At 69.3% G+C, this 16208-nt stretch carries 23 protein-coding genes; 9 read left to right on the forward strand and 14 right to left on the reverse strand.

Going from position 1 to position 16208, the window contains the following annotated elements; all coding sequences use genetic code 11:
• The first annotated feature begins 99 nt into the window (after nt 1-99).
• Entirely contained in the window at nt 100-1056 is a 957-nt protein-coding gene (locus Aple_RS06605; RefSeq protein WP_155343576.1) for a LysR family transcriptional regulator, read from the forward strand.
• Between the two features lie 203 nt (nt 1057-1259).
• Here Aple_RS06605 and Aple_RS06610 read toward each other — a convergent pair whose 3' ends face one another.
• Nucleotides 1260-2186, reverse strand: coding sequence for an NmrA family NAD(P)-binding protein (locus tag Aple_RS06610; RefSeq protein ID WP_155343577.1), 927 nt, complete (start codon nt 2184-2186; stop codon nt 1260-1262).
• A 103-nt stretch (nt 2187-2289) separates the two neighbouring features.
• On the opposite strand from Aple_RS06610, the gene Aple_RS06615 reads away from it, so the two are divergent.
• Nucleotides 2290-2853, forward strand: a complete 564-nt coding sequence (locus Aple_RS06615) for a TetR/AcrR family transcriptional regulator (RefSeq protein WP_155343578.1) — start codon at nt 2290-2292, stop codon at nt 2851-2853.
• On the opposite strand, the gene Aple_RS56200 is transcribed toward Aple_RS06615, so the two are convergent.
• Nucleotides 2834-2983, reverse strand: coding sequence for a group II intron maturase-specific domain-containing protein (locus Aple_RS56200; protein ID WP_155343687.1), 150 nt, complete (start codon nt 2981-2983; stop codon nt 2834-2836). The two genes, Aple_RS06615 and Aple_RS56200, sit on opposite strands and share 20 nt — an antisense overlap.
• A 119-nt stretch (nt 2984-3102) precedes the next feature.
• Between Aple_RS56200 and Aple_RS06625 the strand changes: the two genes are divergently transcribed.
• Genes Aple_RS06625 through Aple_RS06635 form a run of 3 tightly spaced genes read left to right on the forward strand, consistent with a single transcriptional unit; the run spans nt 3103 to nt 6197 of the window.
• A complete protein-coding gene (locus tag Aple_RS06625) occupies nt 3103-4539 on the forward strand; it encodes an FAD-dependent oxidoreductase (protein ID WP_174889796.1) in 1437 nt (478 codons plus the stop codon).
• Between the two features lie 22 nt (nt 4540-4561).
• Nucleotides 4562-5785 (forward strand): MFS transporter, encoded by a 1224-nt coding sequence (locus Aple_RS06630; protein ID WP_246264180.1) that lies wholly within the window; start codon nt 4562-4564, stop codon nt 5783-5785.
• 46 nt (nt 5786-5831) lie between these two features.
• Nucleotides 5832-6197, forward strand: coding sequence for an ArsR/SmtB family transcription factor (locus Aple_RS06635; RefSeq protein WP_155343579.1), 366 nt, complete (start codon nt 5832-5834; stop codon nt 6195-6197).
• A 156-nt stretch (nt 6198-6353) separates the two neighbouring features.
• Here the strand turns inward: Aple_RS06635 and Aple_RS06640 are convergent, their stop codons facing one another.
• The 7 genes from Aple_RS06640 to Aple_RS06670 form a co-directional block, all read right to left on the reverse strand.
• Complete coding sequence (locus Aple_RS06640; RefSeq protein ID WP_155343580.1) at nt 6354-6752, reverse strand: arsenate reductase ArsC; 399 nt, start codon at nt 6750-6752, stop codon at nt 6354-6356.
• A gap of 70 nt (nt 6753-6822) precedes the next feature.
• Entirely contained in the window at nt 6823-7464 is a 642-nt protein-coding gene (locus Aple_RS06645) for an arsenate-mycothiol transferase ArsC (protein WP_246264182.1), read from the reverse strand.
• 35 nt (nt 7465-7499) lie between these two features.
• A complete protein-coding gene (locus tag Aple_RS55995) occupies nt 7500-8150 on the reverse strand; it encodes an arsenate reductase ArsC (protein WP_155343581.1) in 651 nt (216 codons plus the stop codon).
• Nucleotides 8151-8153: 3 nt separating this feature from the next.
• The gene (locus Aple_RS06655; protein ID WP_155343582.1) at nt 8154-8864 is read right to left on the reverse strand and encodes an arsenate reductase/protein-tyrosine-phosphatase family protein; all 711 of its coding nucleotides are present in this window, start codon (nt 8862-8864) and stop codon (nt 8154-8156) included.
• A 68-nt stretch (nt 8865-8932) separates the two neighbouring features.
• On the reverse strand, nt 8933-9673 hold the full coding sequence (locus Aple_RS06660; protein ID WP_155343583.1) for an aquaporin: 741 nt from the start codon (nt 9671-9673) through the stop codon (nt 8933-8935).
• Nucleotides 9674-9677: 4 nt separating this feature from the next.
• Nucleotides 9678-10055 (reverse strand): ArsR/SmtB family transcription factor, encoded by a 378-nt coding sequence (locus Aple_RS06665; RefSeq protein ID WP_155343584.1) that lies wholly within the window; start codon nt 10053-10055, stop codon nt 9678-9680.
• Nucleotides 10056-10090: 35 nt separating this feature from the next.
• On the reverse strand, nt 10091-10549 hold the full coding sequence (locus Aple_RS06670; protein ID WP_155343585.1) for a DUF2306 domain-containing protein: 459 nt from the start codon (nt 10547-10549) through the stop codon (nt 10091-10093).
• 147 nt (nt 10550-10696) lie between these two features.
• On the opposite strand from Aple_RS06670, the gene Aple_RS06675 reads away from it, so the two are divergent.
• Nucleotides 10697-11035: a PadR family transcriptional regulator gene (locus Aple_RS06675; protein ID WP_155343586.1), complete on the forward strand. Its 339-nt coding sequence runs from the start codon at nt 10697-10699 to the stop codon at nt 11033-11035.
• On the forward strand, nt 11017-11607 hold the full coding sequence (locus Aple_RS06680) for a hypothetical protein (RefSeq protein WP_155343587.1): 591 nt from the start codon (nt 11017-11019) through the stop codon (nt 11605-11607). Before Aple_RS06675 ends, Aple_RS06680 begins: the two co-directional genes overlap by 19 nt.
• Before the next feature lie 29 nt (nt 11608-11636).
• On the opposite strand, the gene Aple_RS06685 is transcribed toward Aple_RS06680, so the two are convergent.
• From Aple_RS06685 to Aple_RS06705, 5 genes are all read right to left on the reverse strand, one after another.
• Nucleotides 11637-12419, reverse strand: coding sequence for a methyltransferase domain-containing protein (locus Aple_RS06685; protein ID WP_155343588.1), 783 nt, complete (start codon nt 12417-12419; stop codon nt 11637-11639).
• Between the two features lie 33 nt (nt 12420-12452).
• The gene (locus tag Aple_RS55460) at nt 12453-12632 is read right to left on the reverse strand and encodes an ArsR family transcriptional regulator (protein ID WP_155343589.1); all 180 of its coding nucleotides are present in this window, start codon (nt 12630-12632) and stop codon (nt 12453-12455) included.
• A 245-nt stretch (nt 12633-12877) separates the two neighbouring features.
• Entirely contained in the window at nt 12878-13114 is a 237-nt protein-coding gene (locus Aple_RS51880) for a hypothetical protein (protein ID WP_170321317.1), read from the reverse strand.
• Between the two features lie 16 nt (nt 13115-13130).
• On the reverse strand, nt 13131-13607 hold the full coding sequence (locus tag Aple_RS06700) for an anthrax toxin lethal factor-related metalloendopeptidase (protein WP_155343591.1): 477 nt from the start codon (nt 13605-13607) through the stop codon (nt 13131-13133).
• A gap of 208 nt (nt 13608-13815) precedes the next feature.
• Complete coding sequence (locus tag Aple_RS06705) at nt 13816-14694, reverse strand: SDR family NAD(P)-dependent oxidoreductase (protein ID WP_246264183.1); 879 nt, start codon at nt 14692-14694, stop codon at nt 13816-13818.
• Between the two features lie 76 nt (nt 14695-14770).
• Between Aple_RS06705 and Aple_RS06710 the strand changes: the two genes are divergently transcribed.
• Nucleotides 14771-15430 carry a TetR/AcrR family transcriptional regulator gene (locus tag Aple_RS06710; RefSeq protein ID WP_155343592.1) on the forward strand — a complete coding sequence of 220 codons (660 nt, stop codon included), beginning with the start codon at nt 14771-14773 and terminating at the stop codon, nt 15428-15430.
• Nucleotides 15431-15484: 54 nt separating this feature from the next.
• A complete protein-coding gene (locus tag Aple_RS06715; protein WP_155343593.1) occupies nt 15485-16111 on the forward strand; it encodes an NADPH-dependent F420 reductase in 627 nt (208 codons plus the stop codon).
• Nucleotides 16112-16208: the final 97 nt, after the last annotated feature.

The raw sequence follows: 16208 nt of genomic DNA on the forward strand, positions 1-16208 counted from the left end.
CGTATTGCCGGGACGATCAAACACCCGAGATTACGCAGGAAACAAACAAAGAATGCGCTTTATGGACAACTGATGGTTGTTCGAAGATATGCTTCCGCCGTGAACACCGAAGTCCTGCGCGCCTTCGTCCTCATCGCTGAACACGGCCAGTTTCAGCACGCGGCGGACGAGCTCGGCATCACCCAGCAGGCCGTGTCCAAGCGGATCGCCGCCCTTGAGCACCTCCTCGGTGTTCCCCTGTTCACCCGGAGCCGGCACGGCACCGCACTCACCGTGGACGGCCAGGCATTCCTCCCGCACGCCAGGACGGCGCTCCTGGCGGTCCAAGCGGCCATCCAGTCAGTCCGGCCCGCCGGCCGCGCCCTGCGGGTCGACGTCCTGGGCCGACGCCTGGCCTCCGCCGATCTCGTCATCGACTTCCACACCCGCCACCCGGACGTGGAGATCGACGTCATCGGATTGAGCACCGCTCAGGAAGCTGTCGACGCGCTCCTCGGCGGCTCCATCGACGCCACCTTCCGCTACATCCACGACCCGGCCGCACTACCGGCCGCCATCGCCCACGAGCGCGTGTACGACGAGCCGCTGGACCTGCTCGTCGGCCCCCGCCACCCCCTCGCGAAGTCCCCCGGCATCCGCCTGTCCGACCTGACGGATCACCGCATCTGGGTGCCGGGCATCGTCGCCGGCTCGGAATGGGGCGGCTACTACGCCGCGATGGCCGAGGAGTTCGGCCTCCACATCGACCCGACCGGGCCCAACTTCGGCATCGAGCACCTCATGGACACCATCACCGACTCCGCGACCCTGTCCACCTTCGTCGGCACCCGCACCCGCATCGTCTGGCCCACCAGGCACGACCTCAGACGCATCCCCGTCAGCCACCCCACGCCCGTCTACCCGTGGTCGCTGGCCCGGCACACGATCAACCGCCACCCCGACCTCGTCAAGCTCCGCGACTACCTGCTCAACTTGCCCACCCCGGCCTTCCGGCCCGACAGCTGGACGCCACCTCATGCCCGTCGAGACCAGGGACAAGCGCGACCGCTTCTTTAGGTGGTCCGCCCAAGCGTGGTTGCTGCCGATGACGCCTGGCATCGCCGATCGCGACCTGCGGCATAGGACGGTGCTTCGCGCTGCTGTTGAAGTTCTACACGCGGCCGGGACGGTTCCCGCGAGGCCGGGGTTGAGCTGCCGGATGAGGCGGTGGAGTTCGTGGCCCGCCATCGGCTCGGACGAGGAGTGAACACCAGGCAGTGTCAGGCTGTGGCCTGTAGGTGTTCGTGCGCCCACTCCTCGAAGGTCGTGAGCGGGATGCCGAGGGCCCGCGCGTATTCGGGGCGGGCGGGTTGCCCGGCCACGTTCATGAGTTCGTGCGAGAGACCCGCCCACGTCGGCATTCCTGCGGCGATCGCCTCCTCCTCGGTCATGTCAGGCGCTGTCAGCTCGGTGCCCAGAGCGCGGGAGAGGATCTTGGCGATGTCCGTCATCGTCAAGTAGTCGCTCGCCAGTTCCAGCTCGACCCCGTCGAACCGGAGCGGTGTGGCGATGGCCGCGGCGGCTGCCGTGCCGATGTCGTCGACCGCGACGAGGGAGAGATGGGTCTGGGGCTTCAGCACAGTCGCCAGGCCGCCCTCGACGCCACGGGGGAACAGGTATGCCACGGAGGGCAGGAGGTTCTCCATGAAGAAGCCCGGCTTGATGAGCGACCAGTGCGTGAAGCCCGCCTCGCGTACACGGTCCTGGATCCCGGCCTTGGCGGCGTAGTAGGGCTCCAGGGGCGCCCAGCGGCCTTCGGTCCAGCCGGGGAACTCGGTGTGCTGCCCGGCGCCGGAGACGGACGAGTGAACGAACTGCGGCACGTCCGCGGCCATCGCGCCTTCGATCAGGTTGACGGCCTGGGTCAGTTCGCCGTCGAAGTCGAAGGCGCCCCCCTTCATCTCGGGCATCTGGAGGGAGAAGACGGCCCGGGCTCCTCGCGCGGCCCTGACCACGGAGTCGCGGTCGTGGAGGTCGCCGGTGACCAGTTCGGCGCCGAGCGCTTCGACGGCCTTGGCCCGGTCTGTCGCGGGGTCGCGGACCAGCGCCCGGACGGAAACACCCGCCGCGAGCAGGGCACGGGTGGTGGCGCCACCCTGCTGCCCGGTGGCGCCGATGACCAGGACGGGTGCGGGATCAGTGGACATGAGTCTCCTCCTGAGGTGCGCATACATTAAACGGCGGACCCCGCCGTTTATGCTTCGATAAGATACGGCGGACCCCGCCACTTAGCAAATGTGAGGTGACGCCATGCAGGCCCAGCGCGCCGACGCCCGGCGCAACTACGCACGCCTGCTCGCCGTGGCCGAGGAAGCGATCGCCACGTACGGCGCCGACGCCTCCCTGGAGCAGATCGCCCGCACCGCGGGAGTCGGATCGGCCACCGTCCGCCGGCACTTCCCCACCCGCCACGCGCTACTGGAGGCGGTCTTCCGCGAACGTATCGAGAGCCTGTGCGCCCACGCCCGCGACCTGACCGGCAGGGCCGACACCCGGGCCGCGCTGCTGGAGTGGCTGAGCGCCGTCATCGCGGACGCCGCAACCATCCGAGGGCTGGCCATCGCGCTGACCCGGGCGACCGACCCCGACGTGGCGCACGAGCACTGCGCCTCGGAGCAGCTCACCGAGGCGGGCGCCCCACTGGTGCGCCGCGCCGCGAACGACGGCACGCTGACACCGGGCGTGACCATCACCGACCTGCTCACCCTGATCACCGGCATCGCCCTAGCCACGGAACACCACCCGAACCCCGCCGCTGAGGCAAACCGGCTACTCAGCCTGACCGTAACGGGAGTCAGCCCCCATCAGAGGTGAGCGGAGCGGGCTTTGCCCGCGTATTCCGGCGGATCCACCGCATCAACCGGCCCCGCGTGTGGCTGTCGATCGTGCTGAAGACCGCCTTGGATACTCCGTGCCGGAAGTCTTGCGGGTCGGCAACGCTGATTCAACTCGCCTCTAATTTGACATCTATCTAATCAGTCGCCATGCTGCTCGTACTACTTAGACAAGCTTCAAATCAGCGTCTGGGGCTCGTAGCCCCAGGGAACCCGAGAGGGATGAGTCATGAGCGGATGCTGCGGCTCCACTGTCGCTCCCACGCCCGCGGAGCTCCAGCCCCGCGCGCAGATCGCGCCGTTGGACACGCCGCAAGGCGTGCAACTGCCGGACGGATTGCCAGTGGCGGTGATCGGCGCGGGCCCGGTGGGGCTGGCCGCCGCCGCCCATCTGGCCGAGCGTGGCCTGGACTTCCTGGTACTGGAGGCCGGAGATCGGGTTGCCGCCTCGGTCGCCCGGTGGGGGCATGTGCGGGTGTTCAGCCCGTGGAGGTACGACATCGACGCCGCCGCCCGCCGCCTGCTGGAGGCCGACGGCTGGAGCGCGCCCGACCTCGCCTGGCTGCCCACCGGAGCCGAGCTCATCGAGGACTACCTGGCTCCGCTGGCCAAGCTGTTCGGCGACAAGGTCCGGCTGGGAGCGAAGGTGACCGCCATCAGCCGCCTTGGCTACGACCGGGTCCGCACCGCCGGGCGTGCGGCCGCGCCGTTCCTGGTCCGCCTGGCCGACGGCCAGGAGCTGCGGGTCCGGGCGGTCATCGACGCCTCCGGCACCTACACCAGCCCCAACGTGCTGGGCGCCAGCGGCCTGCCCGCCCACGGCGAGGTGCGGTTCGGCGACCTGGTCGACCACGCCCTGCCCGACGTGCTCGGAATCGACCGCGACCGGTACGAGGGCCGCCACGTGCTCGTCGTCGGCGCGGGTCATTCGGCCGCCACCACCTTGCTCGCCCTGGCCGAGCTTGAGGGCACGCCCATCACGTGGGCGATCCGCGCGGGCGGCGCGAGCCACAGCTACGGCGGCGGCGAGGCCGACGCGCTCCCGGCTCGGGGCGCGCTCGGCACCCGGCTCCGCGCCGACGTGGAGTCCGGCCGCATCACCCTGCTGACCGGCTTCTACACCCACCGCCTCCGGCACACGGCCGACGGCATCGAGGTGATCAGCCGGGACCCGTCCGGCCACGAACAGGCGATCACCGTCGACCGGATCGTGTCCGCCACCGGCTACCGCCCCGACCACACCATCGCCTCAGAGCTGCGCCTCGACCTCGACCCGATCCTCGGATCCACCCGGCAACTCGCCCCCCTGATCGACCCCAACACCCATTCCTGCGGCACCGTCCCCGCCCACGGCGTCGACGAACTCACCCACCCCGAGCCCGGCTACTACGCCGTCGGCGTCAAGAGTTACGGCCGCGCCCCGACCTTCCTGATGGCCACCGGCTACGAGCAGGTCCGCTCGATCGTGGCCGCCCTCGCCGATGATTGGGAGGCGGCCCGCGACGTCCAGCTCGACCTGCCCGAGACCGGCGTCTGCTCCTCATCCCTGGCCGAGGCCCAGGAGCGGCGCGTCGGCCTGGCCACCGGAATCAGCGGCGGCCTACTCGCCAGCCCACTGCCCCTGGTCTCCACCCCTGCGGCGGCCAGCGGCGGTTGCTGCGGCTGAGATGTCCGACGGATACCCCACGGTGAACAGCACCGTAGAGCCCCGAGAATCCCGGGAGCCTGCCGAGTCGGCTGCTCCACCGGTGGCGGCCACGCACGGCTGGCGGATGGTGGCCGCCCTGGCCGTCACCCAGACCATCGGGTACGGAGTGCTCTACTACGCCTTCTCCGTCTTCCTCACCCCGATGACCCGCGACCTGCGCGCCACCGGCGCGCAGGTCGCCGCCGGCCTGACGATCTCGATCCTGATCGCCGCTCTGTGCGCCCCGCTGGCGGGCCGATGGCTGGACGCCCGCGGCGGCCGGGGCCTGATGACGGCCGGGTCGATCCTGGGCGCGACCGCCGTGCTGGCGTGGTCGCGGGTCGAGAACCTGTTCCAGCTGTATGCGGTGTCGGCCGTCATCGGCGTCGCCTGCGCGATGGTGCTGTATGAGTCCGCTTTCGCCGTCATCGTCAGCTGGTTCGACGACAAGAGCCGCCCCAACGCCCTGCTCGCGATCACGATCGTCGCGGGTTTCGCCTCGGCGATCTTCCTGCCGCTGACCGGCCTGCTGGTCGAGTGGTACGGCTGGCGGCAGGCCCTGGTCATCCTGGCCCTGACCTACGGCCTCACCGCCATCCCCCTGCACGCGCTCGTGCTGCGCCGCCGTACCCACCCCAGACCCCGGCACGAGCGGGACGGGATCGTCAAGGCCGCCACCCGGACACGGCCGTTCTGGCTGCTGGTGATCGCCTTCACCGCCAACGGCGGCGCGGTGGCCGTGATGTCGGTCCTGCTCATCACCTACCTGATCCACCTCGGCCACACTCCTGTCCTGGCCGCCGCCCTGGCGGGCCTTCTGGGTGTGCTGTCGGTGACCGGGCGGCTGCTCACCACCGGTCTGCAACGCCGCCTGCCCGCCGCCCTCATCGCGGCCGCGATCTTCGCCCTCCAGGGCATCGCCGTCCTGCTCCTGCCGCTGCTGGGACGGACGGTGCCCGGGGCCGTCGGCTGCGTCCTGCTGTTCGGGCTCGGCTTCGGCATCGCCTCCATCACCCTGCCCCACCTGCTGGTCGACCGGTACGGCACCGCCGCCTACGCCACCTTGTCGGGCCGGATCGCCGTCTTCTCCGTCGCCGACAAGGCGCTGGCCCCGCTGGGCGCGGTGGCGCTGGCGCAGACCACGGGATACGGGTGGGTCATGGGCACGGTGGCGGCCGCGTGCGCGCTGGCGGCGGGCGCGCTGCTGGCCTACCACCGCGTATAGTTCTTAGACCGATATCGAACCAAAGGGTGAGGTAAGGAGGCGCTGGATGACCGATCAGTGCTGTGCGCCGATCGCCCGCCAGCCGCTGTCGGAAGGCGAGGCCGCCGAGCTGGCGGTGCTGCTGAAGGCGGTCGCCGACCCCGTCCGGCTGCGCCTGCTGTCCATGATCGGCTCACACCCCGGCGGCGAGGCGTGCGTGTGCGATCTGACCGACGCCTTCGACCTGACCGCCCCCACCATCTCCCATCACCTGAAGGTGCTGCGCACCGCCGGGCTGATCGGCAGCCAGCGCCGCGGCACCTGGGTCTACTACTGGATCATCCCCGAGGTGGTGAACCGCCTCGGCGACCTGTTCACCCCGCACCAGCAATCCCCCACCCCCACCTCCGCGGCCAAGCTTGTCACCGCGTGAGCGGGCCGCGCGGCCGGGATCCTCATCCCCATTCTCGCGGCCATGCTGCTGTTCTCCGCGGTGAAGATAGCCCGGCATGCCGCTGCCGGGCTATGACCCCACGGCGGCGGCTTCGGGCCGCCCCCCTGGTGATCAGCAGCCGCATGCCGCTAAGTGTCAGGTCAGCTCCTTGATCAGCTTCTCGACGCGAACCCGGATCTCCTCACGGATCGGCCGGACCGCGTCGATGCCCTGACCGGCGGGGTCTTCAAGCTTCCAGTCCTCGTAGCGCGTACCGGGGAAAACCGGGCAGACGTCCCCGCAGCCCATGGTGACCACCACGTCGGAGTTCTCCACCGCTTCCACCGTGAGGATCTTGGGCTGCCCGGCGGTGATGTCGATGCCGACCTCACGCATGGCCTGGACGGCGACCGGGTTGATGTGCTCAGCCGGGGCCGAACCGGCCGAGCGGACCTCGATGCGGTCACCGGCGAGATGGGTGAGCCATCCGGCGGCCATTTGCGAGCGCCCGGCGTTGTGCACGCAGACGAACAGAACACTGGGCTTGCCATTCACGCCAGACGCCTCTCTGCTGGATCTTTAGATTGGGCTACAGGGGATCACAAGGGGGTTAAGGATGGGGTGGTCACAGGGGAACCGGCTGCTGCAATTCGGCGACCAGGAGGCGGACCCGCTCGTCGATGGCGTCGCGGATCCGCCGGACCCCGGCCAGGCTCTGCCCGCAGGGGTCTTCCAGTTCCCAGTCCAGGTAGCGGCGGCCCGGGTGGATCGCGCAGGCGTCCCCGCAGCCCATGGTGACGACCACGTCGGCGGCTTGGACGAACTCGTCGGTCAGCGGCTTGGGGAACTCCATCGCGGGGAGCAGGCCGACCTCGGCCAGCGCGGTGACCACCGGGGGATGAATGCCGGCGGCGGGCCGGGTGCCGGCCGTGCGCACGTGCAGCCAGTCGCCGCCGTACTTGCGGGTGAGGGCGGCGGCCATCTGGGAGCGGCCGGCGTTGCCGCCGCACACATACAGCACCTCCACCTCCACCTTGGGGATGTAGCCATTTACCTGGGCCAAAGCGGTGAGCCGCTCCGTGACGAAACGCTGGGTCAGCACATACAGATGTGTCATGACCGTGGCCTCACGGTGGAGGGCGAGATAGGACTCGTGCACGTGCCGTCTGATCGTCTCGGCGCCGAAACGACCGGCGAATTGGACAAGAAGCTGATCGATGATCTGGTTCAGCTGCTGATTGGAGGAAAGCTGCGGCGGGGTGGTCACGATGCGGCCCGGGAGCGAGAAGGTCGTGGGAGAGTTCAGGCGACCGGGACCTTGAGCTCGGCCAGCAGGGCGCGGACGCGGCGTTCGATCTCGTCCCGGATCGGCCGCACGTCCTCGGTGCTCTTGCCCGCTGGGTCGTCCAGTTCCCAGTCCAGGTAGCGCTTGCCCGGATATACCGGGCAGGCGTCCCCGCAGCCCATCGTGACGACCACGTCGGCGGCGCGGATGATCTCCTCGGTCCACGGCTTGGGGAACTCGGCGGAGATGTCGATCCCGCGTTCGGCCATACTCGCCACGGCGGCGGAGTTGATCTCGCTGGCGAACTCCGAGCCGCCCGACCAGGCCACAGCATGGTCGGCGGCCAGGTGCTGGAAGAAGCCCATGGCCATCTGGCTGCGTCCGGCGTTGTGCACGCACAGGAACAGCACGATCGGGCGGCCGTCGTCGGCGCCTTCCACCCGGGCCAGGGCGGTCAGGCGCTGGCGGGCGAACCGTTCGGCCAGCAGCGGTAGGAACGCGGGGATGGCCGCCTTCTCGGCGAACTGGTCGTAGCTGGTGTGCAGGAACCGTTCGATGGTCTCGGTGCTGAAGGTGCCGGCGAACCGCTCGCCGAGATTGCGGGCGGCCGTCAGCAGGGCGTGCTGCTGGTCGACGGTCAGGTCGGCGCGCTGGTAGGTCTCGGGCATGGCTCACTCCTGCGGGATCGGGACGGTCGAGATCGGGACGGTCGGGGTCTGGATGGCGGGGGCCAGCCGGTCGATCCGGCTGGTGATGTCGGTGAAGGCGTGCTCGAAAGCCGCGTCGGTGCCGACGCGAACTGGGTCGGGAACCGACCAGTGCAGGCGCTCACGCCCGCCGAGTTGTTCGTGGGCGCTGTCGCAGACGGCCACGACCAGGTCCTCGGGGCGGAGCACCTCATCGAGATGGATGGTGTGGGCCGCCTCCAGATTCAGGCCGTGGCGGCGGGCCACCTCGACCGCGTGCGGGTTGACCCGCTGGGCGGGTGCCGTTCCGGCCGAGGTGGCGGGCACCGCGCTGCGTCGTTCCCACAGGGCGACGGCGAGCTGGGAGCGGGCGGAGTTGTGGGTGCAGACGAACACCACCCGCAGGGCCTGCCGCAGCGGGGCGGGCAGCAGCCCGTCCATGCTGCCCGGCGCCAGCCGCAGGTAGGTACGGCGCCGGTCGCCCTCCGAGCGCCGCCGTTCGACCACGCCCGCCTCCTGCAGGATCTTCACGTGGTGGGCGAACAGGTTGGTGGGCAGGCCCAGCTGGCGGCCGAGCTCACCCGGCGAGGCGTCGCCGAGGGCGAGCCGGTCCACGATCGACAACCGCGCGGGATCGCCGAGCGCGGCGTGCACCCGGGCCCGCCCCACCACCGTCTCAGGCCAGTCAGCATTCATTGACTCAATTCTTACTGACTGAATCCGCCCAGGGCAAGCGAAGGTCTGGTGGCGGGCAGGTGAACGGATCAGCGACCGGCCGCGGAATCTCCTATGAGCGAATCTCCCGTGACCGGTTCTGGCTCATCGGCACCGGGACGGGCATACAGCCCTCCCACCAGCAGCAAGCCGATCACCCCGCCGACCAGCTGCGCGAGCACGAAACCGGGAACCGATGCGGGGGCGATCCCAGCGAAGGTGTCGGAGAAGGCACGGCCGATCGTCACCGCCGGATTGGCGAAGCTGGTGGAGGAGGTGAACCAATAGGCCGCGCCGATGTAGGCGGCCACCGCCGCCGGGGCGACCGCGGTCCGGCCGGTGCGGACCAGGCAGAAGATCACCAGCAGCAGGCCCGCGGTGGCCACCACTTCACCCAGCCACAGGTGCGGGGCGGCCCGCTCGGTGGTGGACCAGGCGAGCGGGGCCTTGCCGAACATCGCGTTAGCCAGGATGGCTCCGCCGATCCCACCCAGGATCTGGCTCACCGCGTAGGCGCCGACCTCACCCAGCGTCAGCCCCACCCCGCTCTGCCGTCCTTGCCACCAGTCGGCCAGGGAGACGACCGGGTTGAAGTGCGCGCCGGAGACCGGGCCGAGGGCGAGGATGAGCACGGCCAGGCCGAAGACGGTGGCGGTGGAGTTCTGCAGCAGCTGCAGACCGACGTCGCCGGGCGAGAGGGTCTGGGCCATGATGCCCGAGCCGACCACGACGGTGACCAGCAGGGCGGTGCCGAGGAATTCGGCCAGGAGGCGACGCGACAGGGGGGTCATGACCTCACCTTGAACAGGGGGTTGAACGGGGAGCGGGAGACGGAACGGAGGCGGGGGGCTGGAGCAGGGACGACAGTTCGGCGAGCCGTTCGGGGACGACGCGGTAGTAGACCCAGGAGGCGCGGCGCTCGCTTACCAGCAGGCCGACCTCTTTGAGCACTTTCAGGTGATGGCTGATGGTGGGCTGCGACAGCTCGAAACCCGCCGTCAGGTCGCACACGCAGGCCTCGCCGCCCTCGTGGCTGGCCACCAGGGACAGGATCCGCAGCCGGGCCGGATCGCCGAGCGCCTTGAACACCCGGGCCAGTTCGGCAGCCTGGCCAGGCACCAGAGGCTGGCGGGCCAGTGGGACACAGCAGTCCAGCACACTCAGCGGCTCCACGGCATTCAAGGCTTCGCCCTCCCGGGAATTGACGGCTATCGAATTCGATTACCATCAATACCAGAGTTGGGAGAGATGCGACGCATGTCCGACAAGCCCAGCCGGATGGCGCGGATGATGATCGGCGCGCCGATGAGAGCGGGGAGCAGCCATAGCGCCAGGGGTGGCAGCCGGTTCCATAACGGCAGGTGAGGGCCGTTGTCCACGTAGAAACCGGTGAGTAAGGCCACATAGGACAGCCCCATCCCGGCGATGTGCAGCGCCGGGCGGTTTCTGCGATTGAGATAGCCCGTCAGCGCGGCGGTCATGGCGGCGCAGCCGAGGGCGAACAGCGGGGCGTTCTCGCGCCACCGGATGGCCGACATCACGGTCATAGAGACGAACAGCGCCCCCAGTCCCCACAGATATATCCGGCCGTACCGGATATGCGTGCGTCCGCCCTTGCGTGAGAAGGCTGCGGTGGCTCCGGCGAGAACGCACGTGAGCCCGGCCACGACGTGTACAGCCAGCGCAGCGAGGAACGCGGGGCCGACATCGGGAACAGGTAGACCGAGTATGTTCATGAAGACCTACATAAGTTGAATTGCTACATGTAGCAATCCTACGCATCTCTCCCCAAGACTGGTATAGCATTACTACCTATGCGGGCCGAAGCATTGAAGGGGCACTTGGACGGGTTGCTGCTGGCGACGCTGGAGGACGGACCCCGCCACGGGTACGCGGTCAAAGAAGCGCTGTACCAGTCCACCGCCGGCCGTCTGGACCTGCCCACCGGAACCGTTTACCCCGCCCTGCACCGTCTGGAGCAGGCAGGATTGATCAACGGCAGCTGGTCGGTCGTAGACGGCCGTCGCCGTCGCACCTACCAGCTGACCCCGCAGGGGCGTACGGCGCTGACCCAGGCCCGGGCGAACTGGCGCGAATTCGCCGAGGTCATCACCTCGGCCCTGCGGAGCACGCCGTGGCCGGTCACGAGCTGATCGACCGCGAGCTGGCGATCCTCGCCCGACGGCTTCCACCCATGGTGGTGGAGGAACTGGCCGACGGCCTGGACGAGACCTACCACAGTGCCCTGGCCCGATACCGGGATCCGGAGGCTGCGGCCCGGGCCGCCTTGGCCGAGTTCGGCGACGCCGACATCATCAGCGCCGCGTTCGTGGCCGCCGCCCCCGGGCGCGGCACGGCGCGGTTCCTGATGGCCGCCGGCCCTGTCGTCGGGGCGTGCTGGGCCACCGTACTGATGAACGCGTCGCCTGCGGTCGGGGAGGTGCCCTTCCCCGCACGCCTGACGGCCGGTCTGCTGCTCGGCGGCGTGATACTGGCGCTGCTCACGGCCGTACGGACTCGGCATCGCTACCGGGCCGCCCGCCGCGGTGCCCTGGCCGGTGCCACCGGGCTGGCGGTGCTCGATCTCGCCATGCTGAGCCTGGCCTGGCCGGTGGACGCCTTGGCGGGGGTGCCCTCTTGGCTGATGGCATGCGCCGCAGCGGCCAGTCTCACCCGGATCCTGGTGGTCGTGCGTGCGATGCCCGACCTGCTCAACGTCCGATGATCGAACTACGGCGTTCCACCATCAGCACATCACGCCAGATTCCGTGCGTCCGCATCCCGCATCGGACGGATCTCCAGCCCGGGACCGATGGCGGGCTTGGCCGCCTGCACGATCGCCGAATGCACCCCATCGCCGTGGTCGGCGGTCAGGCGGATCCGGATATCGACGAACCCTGCCTGCCGCAGCAGGGCCCTGTACCGCTCGACCTCAAGAGCACCGGCGACGCAGCCGACGCGCTGTTCGGCCGCCGCTCGCCGGACGGGATCGACGGCTCCGTCGGTGACCACGTCGCTGACTCCGAACCGGCCGCCGGGGCGCAGCACCCGGAAGGCCTCGGCCAGCACGGCGGGCTTGTCGTCGGACAGGTTGATCACGCAGTTGGAGATGACCGCGTCCACCGCCTGGCCGGGCAGGGGGATGGCCTCGATGCCACCGTGGAGGAACTCGACGTTCGTCACGCCGGCCTGGGCGGCGTTGGCGCGGGCGAGGGCGAGCATGTCGGGACTGGCGTCCAGGCCGTAGACCTTGCCGTACGGGCCGACCCGGCGAGCCGACAGCAGCACATCGATCCCGCCTCCGGAGCCCAGATCGAGGACGCTCTCCCCCTCGCGCAGCTCGGCGACGGCCACCGGGTCGCCGCACCCGAGGCTGGCGCGCACGGCACCCTCCGGCAGGTCCGCGGTGTCCTCGTAGCCAGCCGCGCCGAAGCAGCCCTGCTCGAACTCCCCCGCATCGCAGTCGACGATCATCCGGCCGAGCATCGCGGCCCGGGCCAGCCCGGAGTAGCGGGCGACCACCTTGTCATCAGCCATCGCGAGGCCCTCCTTTCATTCACGGACCGGAGCTCATTCACAGACCGGAGCGGCGGGGACCGGGTTGCCCATCACCACGTCGGCAGCGGTCGGGAAGCAGCTCACACACGCCTCGTTGATCCGGTAGAAGGCGGAGGTGCCCCGACGCTCGACCAGGACAAACCGCACTTCGGCAAGGATCTTCAGGTGGTGGGAGACGGTCGACTGGCCCACTCCGCACGCTGGCCAAGACCGAGAACACCACCTGCTGCACCCCGGCCGGAAACCCGGTCACCACCACCGCCACCACCACGGCGGCCGGCTGCTGCTGACCGCCCGACCCGGGCCCGCGCTCACCGGCTGGCTCACCGGATGAGCCCGCCGTCGGCAGAGCCATTCGCGTCACGGCACCAGCTGATCAGTCGGCCGGTGCCGGTGATGTCGCGGAAGGAGTGTAACCCAAGTTCATGCGCCCGCCCTTAGGCGGTCTTGCGGGAATTGGCGTCGTAGAGAGCTGACCACCTGGCGATGAGCAGGGCATCCTGTTCCGGGTCGCCCTGCAGCTCCTCTTCGTTGATTGCGAGGGCCGCATGCTCCTCGTAGCCAGGGTCACCGGGCCGGAGCTCGATCACACCATCCGCGTGCCCGCCGTCGGGAGTCTCAACGTGGAAAGGCGCCAGAAGGGTGCCATCATTCCTACGGACAGTGGTCCACATGCTGTTCGCCCTCCCTCTATACGCCATAGTGTCGACGGAAGTATCCCCAGACTACCGCCGCGAGATTCTCCTGACCATCGAGCATTCGCAGAAGGCGGCCAGCCTGCCCGGAGGCACACAGGGCGTAGGCTTCGGCGAACCACTCCACCGTGTCGAGATATCGCGGGTGCTGAATGTGTGGGCTGATCATCTTCATGACAGTGGTCCATTCCGCTGAAGACGACATTCCATCCCATACGTCCAAAGCGTGCCCGACCTCGTGGAGAACGAGGCTGGCCGACACATGCGCGCTGGTGCCGATGGCGATGATCCGGCCCGTGCACATCCCCGGCACGACATCCCAGAGCGCGACTCCCGACGGAATGGCCTGGCCGCGCAGATGGCCGAGATCATCAAGATCGGGGACCGCGCCCGGCCCCAGCCAGATCGCGTCGAGTTCCTCCGCCAGCCGGGTGGCGATATGAACGGGAAGACTGGCCAGATCGTCCACCATGTGGATGAGCTCAGCCGCAGGTAGCAAGTCGCCGCTCGGTACCCACTGACGGCGCAGCACTCGTTCCAGAACCCCACAGTGTCGTCGGCCGTCACGCGGAATGGGGTGGGTGTTCGCTGCCCACGGCAGACACCAGGAGGGGGAAGCCACGAGCGCCAATTCTGCCCCACATCCATCACGTGACTGTCCCTCTTGCCCCGTTGGCGTGTCAGCCGTTCAGGTGTTCGGCGGTGGTGAGGCCGAGCATTGTGGCGGAGCGGTCCCACAGGTGGTGGGCGAGTTCAGGGTCGCCGGACTGGCGGTATTTGGGCTCTCGGCGCTTGAGGAGGTTGAAGTAGGAGCCGTTGACCGGCTGGGGGTCTTCCATTGTGGCCAGGTATAGGAGTGGTTCGGCGGCCTTCTCGGGTGGGAGAGCGATGGCCCTGCCCAGGGGTGAGCGCATGATCCGGCGCAGGATGGCCTTGTCGCGGAAGAAGTCGCTGGCGACGGCTCCGGGGTGGAAGGCGGTCGCGGTGATGCCGGTGCCCTGGGTTCGGCGGGCCAGTTCGCGGGTGAAGAGGATGTTCTCCAGCTTTGTCGTGCCGTAGACGCGGAAAGGGCGGTAGCCGCGGGTGCTGTCGAGGTCGTCGAGGTCGACGCGGCCCAGGCTGTGCGCCTGGCTGCTTGTCGAGATCACCCGGGCGTCCTTGGCGGCGGCCAGGCGGTCCAGGAGCAGGTGGGTGAGCAGGAACGGGGCCAGGTAGTTGACCTGGAAGGTCATCTCGTGGCCGTCCTCGGTGATGGTCCGCCGGGCGAACTGGCCTCCGGCGTTGTTGGCCAGCACGTCGATGGTGGGGTAGCGGTCGAGCAGGGTGTCCGCGAGTGCTCGTACATCCGACAGGCGGCTGAAGTCGGCGAGGTGCGGATCGGCGCCGATCGCGCGGGCGACCGCGTTCGTTTTCTCCGGTGAGCGGCCGACCACGGCGACGGTCGCGCCGAGCGCGGCCAGTCCGCGGGCTGCGGCGGCGCCGACGCCGGCGCTGGCACCCGTTATCACCACGGTCTTGCCCCGCATGTCGCGCGCGGCCTGACCCGTCTTGTCGTTCATGGCATCGCCTCCAAATATGAGGGGGTCCTCAGGTTAGCACAATATGAGGACCCCCTCAGGTTGATAGGCTACGCGCATGGCATCCGGCTCTCCCCCGCGCCTTCGGCGTGACGCCCAGCGCAACTACGACGCGCTGGTGGCCGCGGCGCGCGAAGCGTTCGCCGAGCATGGGCTGGAAGCCTCCCTGGAGCAGGTGGCCAAGAGAGCCGGGGTCGCCATCGGCACGCTTTATCGGCATTTCCCGACCCGGGGGCACCTGGTCAGCGCGATCTTCTCCGAGAAACTCCAGGCCTCTGTCGCCGCCGCGGAACAGGCGCTCGCCATGAAGGACACCTGGGCCGCGTTCTGCATGCTGCTGGAGAGGTTGTGTGAGCTGCAGGCGGACGACCGCGGCTTCAACGACCTCACCTCCGCCGGTCCGTACGCGATCGACGGCGTCACCTGCATGCAGGACCGCGTACGCGACCTGGGGACACAGCTCCTCCAGCGCGGGCAGCGGGAGAAGGTCATCCGCCCCGATCTCACCCCCGAGGACCTGCACCTGCTGATCTGGTCGCAGAGCCGGATCATGGAGGCCACCAGCGGCATCGCCCCCCACGCGTGGCGGCGCCACCTGCACCTGCTGATCGACGCCTACCGTGCCGACCGCGCCCACCCGATCCCGGAGGCTCCGCTCACCCCGCAGCAGCTGAGCCGTGCCATGGCCCGCCTCTGCGATCCGGCCCGGCGCCAATAAGCCCCCCCGTGACCGGGTGGAATCGATTCGGGGAGTGTGGGTGTTGCAGCGGGCATGGTCATTGGATTCATTGGCAGTGGAAACATCGGCGGGACCGTGGCGCGGCTGGCGGTGAACGCTGGGCACTCGGTGGTGCTGAGTAACTCTCGCGGGCCGGAGACGCTCGCTGACCTGGTGGCCGAGCTCGGTCCGAATGCGCGGGCGGCCACTGCGGAGGAGGCGGGGAGGGCCGGGGACATCGTGGTTGTGAGCGTCCCGTTCGGGGTTCACACGAAGGTGCCGGTCGAGCCGCTGGCGGGGAAGATCGTCATCGACACCAACAACTACTACCACGAGCGTGACGGCCGTTACCCGGATATCGACGAGGGCCGTCAGACCGACAGCGGGGCGCTCGCCGATCACCTGGGGACGGCTCGCGTGGTCAAGGCGTTCAACACCATCTACTACGTCGACCTGGGTGAGCACGGTCTTCCCGCGGGTGATCCCGCGCGCAGGGCGTTGCCGATCGCGGGCGACGATCTGGACGCGAAGCGCGTCGTGGCGGAGCTGCTCGATGAGTTCGGCTTCGACGCGGTCGACGCGGGGGCGCTCGCGGAGGGGTGGCGCTTCCAGCGTGACAAGCCCGCCTACGGCCCCCGGCTCACGGCGAGTGAGCTCCGGGAAGCGCTCGCCAAGGCGTGATCTCGCGGGTGACGCGGTGGCGAGCCTCAGGAGGGCAGGCTCGCCAAGGCGTGCTCGCGGGTGACGCGCGGTGGCGAGCCTCAGGGGGCAGGCTCGG

It is taken from the genome of Acrocarpospora pleiomorpha (assembly GCF_009687885.1).
Lineage (GTDB): Bacteria > Actinomycetota > Actinomycetes > Streptosporangiales > Streptosporangiaceae > Acrocarpospora > Acrocarpospora pleiomorpha.

Excerpts from the sequence above, each read along its gene's own strand:
- Aple_RS06710 (WP_155343592.1), top strand. The coding sequence starts at position 14,771 with ATGGCATCCGGCTCTCCCCCGCGCCTTCGGCGTGACGCCCAGCGCAAC.
- Aple_RS51880 (WP_170321317.1), bottom strand. The coding sequence starts at position 13,114 with ATGTGGACCACTGTCCGTAGGAATGATGGCACCCTTCTGGCGCCTTTC.
- Aple_RS06675 (WP_155343586.1), top strand. The coding sequence starts at position 10,697 with ATGCGGGCCGAAGCATTGAAGGGGCACTTGGACGGGTTGCTGCTGGCG.
- Aple_RS06685 (WP_155343588.1), bottom strand. The coding sequence starts at position 12,419 with ATGGCTGATGACAAGGTGGTCGCCCGCTACTCCGGGCTGGCCCGGGCC.
- Aple_RS06705 (WP_246264183.1), bottom strand. The coding sequence starts at position 14,694 with ATGAACGACAAGACGGGTCAGGCCGCGCGCGACATGCGGGGCAAGACC.
- Aple_RS06660 (WP_155343583.1), bottom strand. The coding sequence starts at position 9,673 with ATGACCCCCCTGTCGCGTCGCCTCCTGGCCGAATTCCTCGGCACCGCC.
- Aple_RS06610 (WP_155343577.1), bottom strand. The coding sequence starts at position 2,186 with ATGTCCACTGATCCCGCACCCGTCCTGGTCATCGGCGCCACCGGGCAG.
- Aple_RS55995 (WP_155343581.1), bottom strand. The coding sequence starts at position 8,150 with ATGCCCGAGACCTACCAGCGCGCCGACCTGACCGTCGACCAGCAGCAC.
- Aple_RS06715 (WP_155343593.1), top strand. The coding sequence starts at position 15,485 with ATGGTCATTGGATTCATTGGCAGTGGAAACATCGGCGGGACCGTGGCG.
- Aple_RS06625 (WP_174889796.1), top strand. The coding sequence starts at position 3,103 with ATGAGCGGATGCTGCGGCTCCACTGTCGCTCCCACGCCCGCGGAGCTC.
- Aple_RS06635 (WP_155343579.1), top strand. The coding sequence starts at position 5,832 with ATGACCGATCAGTGCTGTGCGCCGATCGCCCGCCAGCCGCTGTCGGAA.
- Aple_RS06700 (WP_155343591.1), bottom strand. The coding sequence starts at position 13,607 with ATGGTGGACGATCTGGCCAGTCTTCCCGTTCATATCGCCACCCGGCTG.
- Aple_RS06655 (WP_155343582.1), bottom strand. The coding sequence starts at position 8,864 with ATGAATGCTGACTGGCCTGAGACGGTGGTGGGGCGGGCCCGGGTGCAC.
- Aple_RS06615 (WP_155343578.1), top strand. The coding sequence starts at position 2,290 with ATGCAGGCCCAGCGCGCCGACGCCCGGCGCAACTACGCACGCCTGCTC.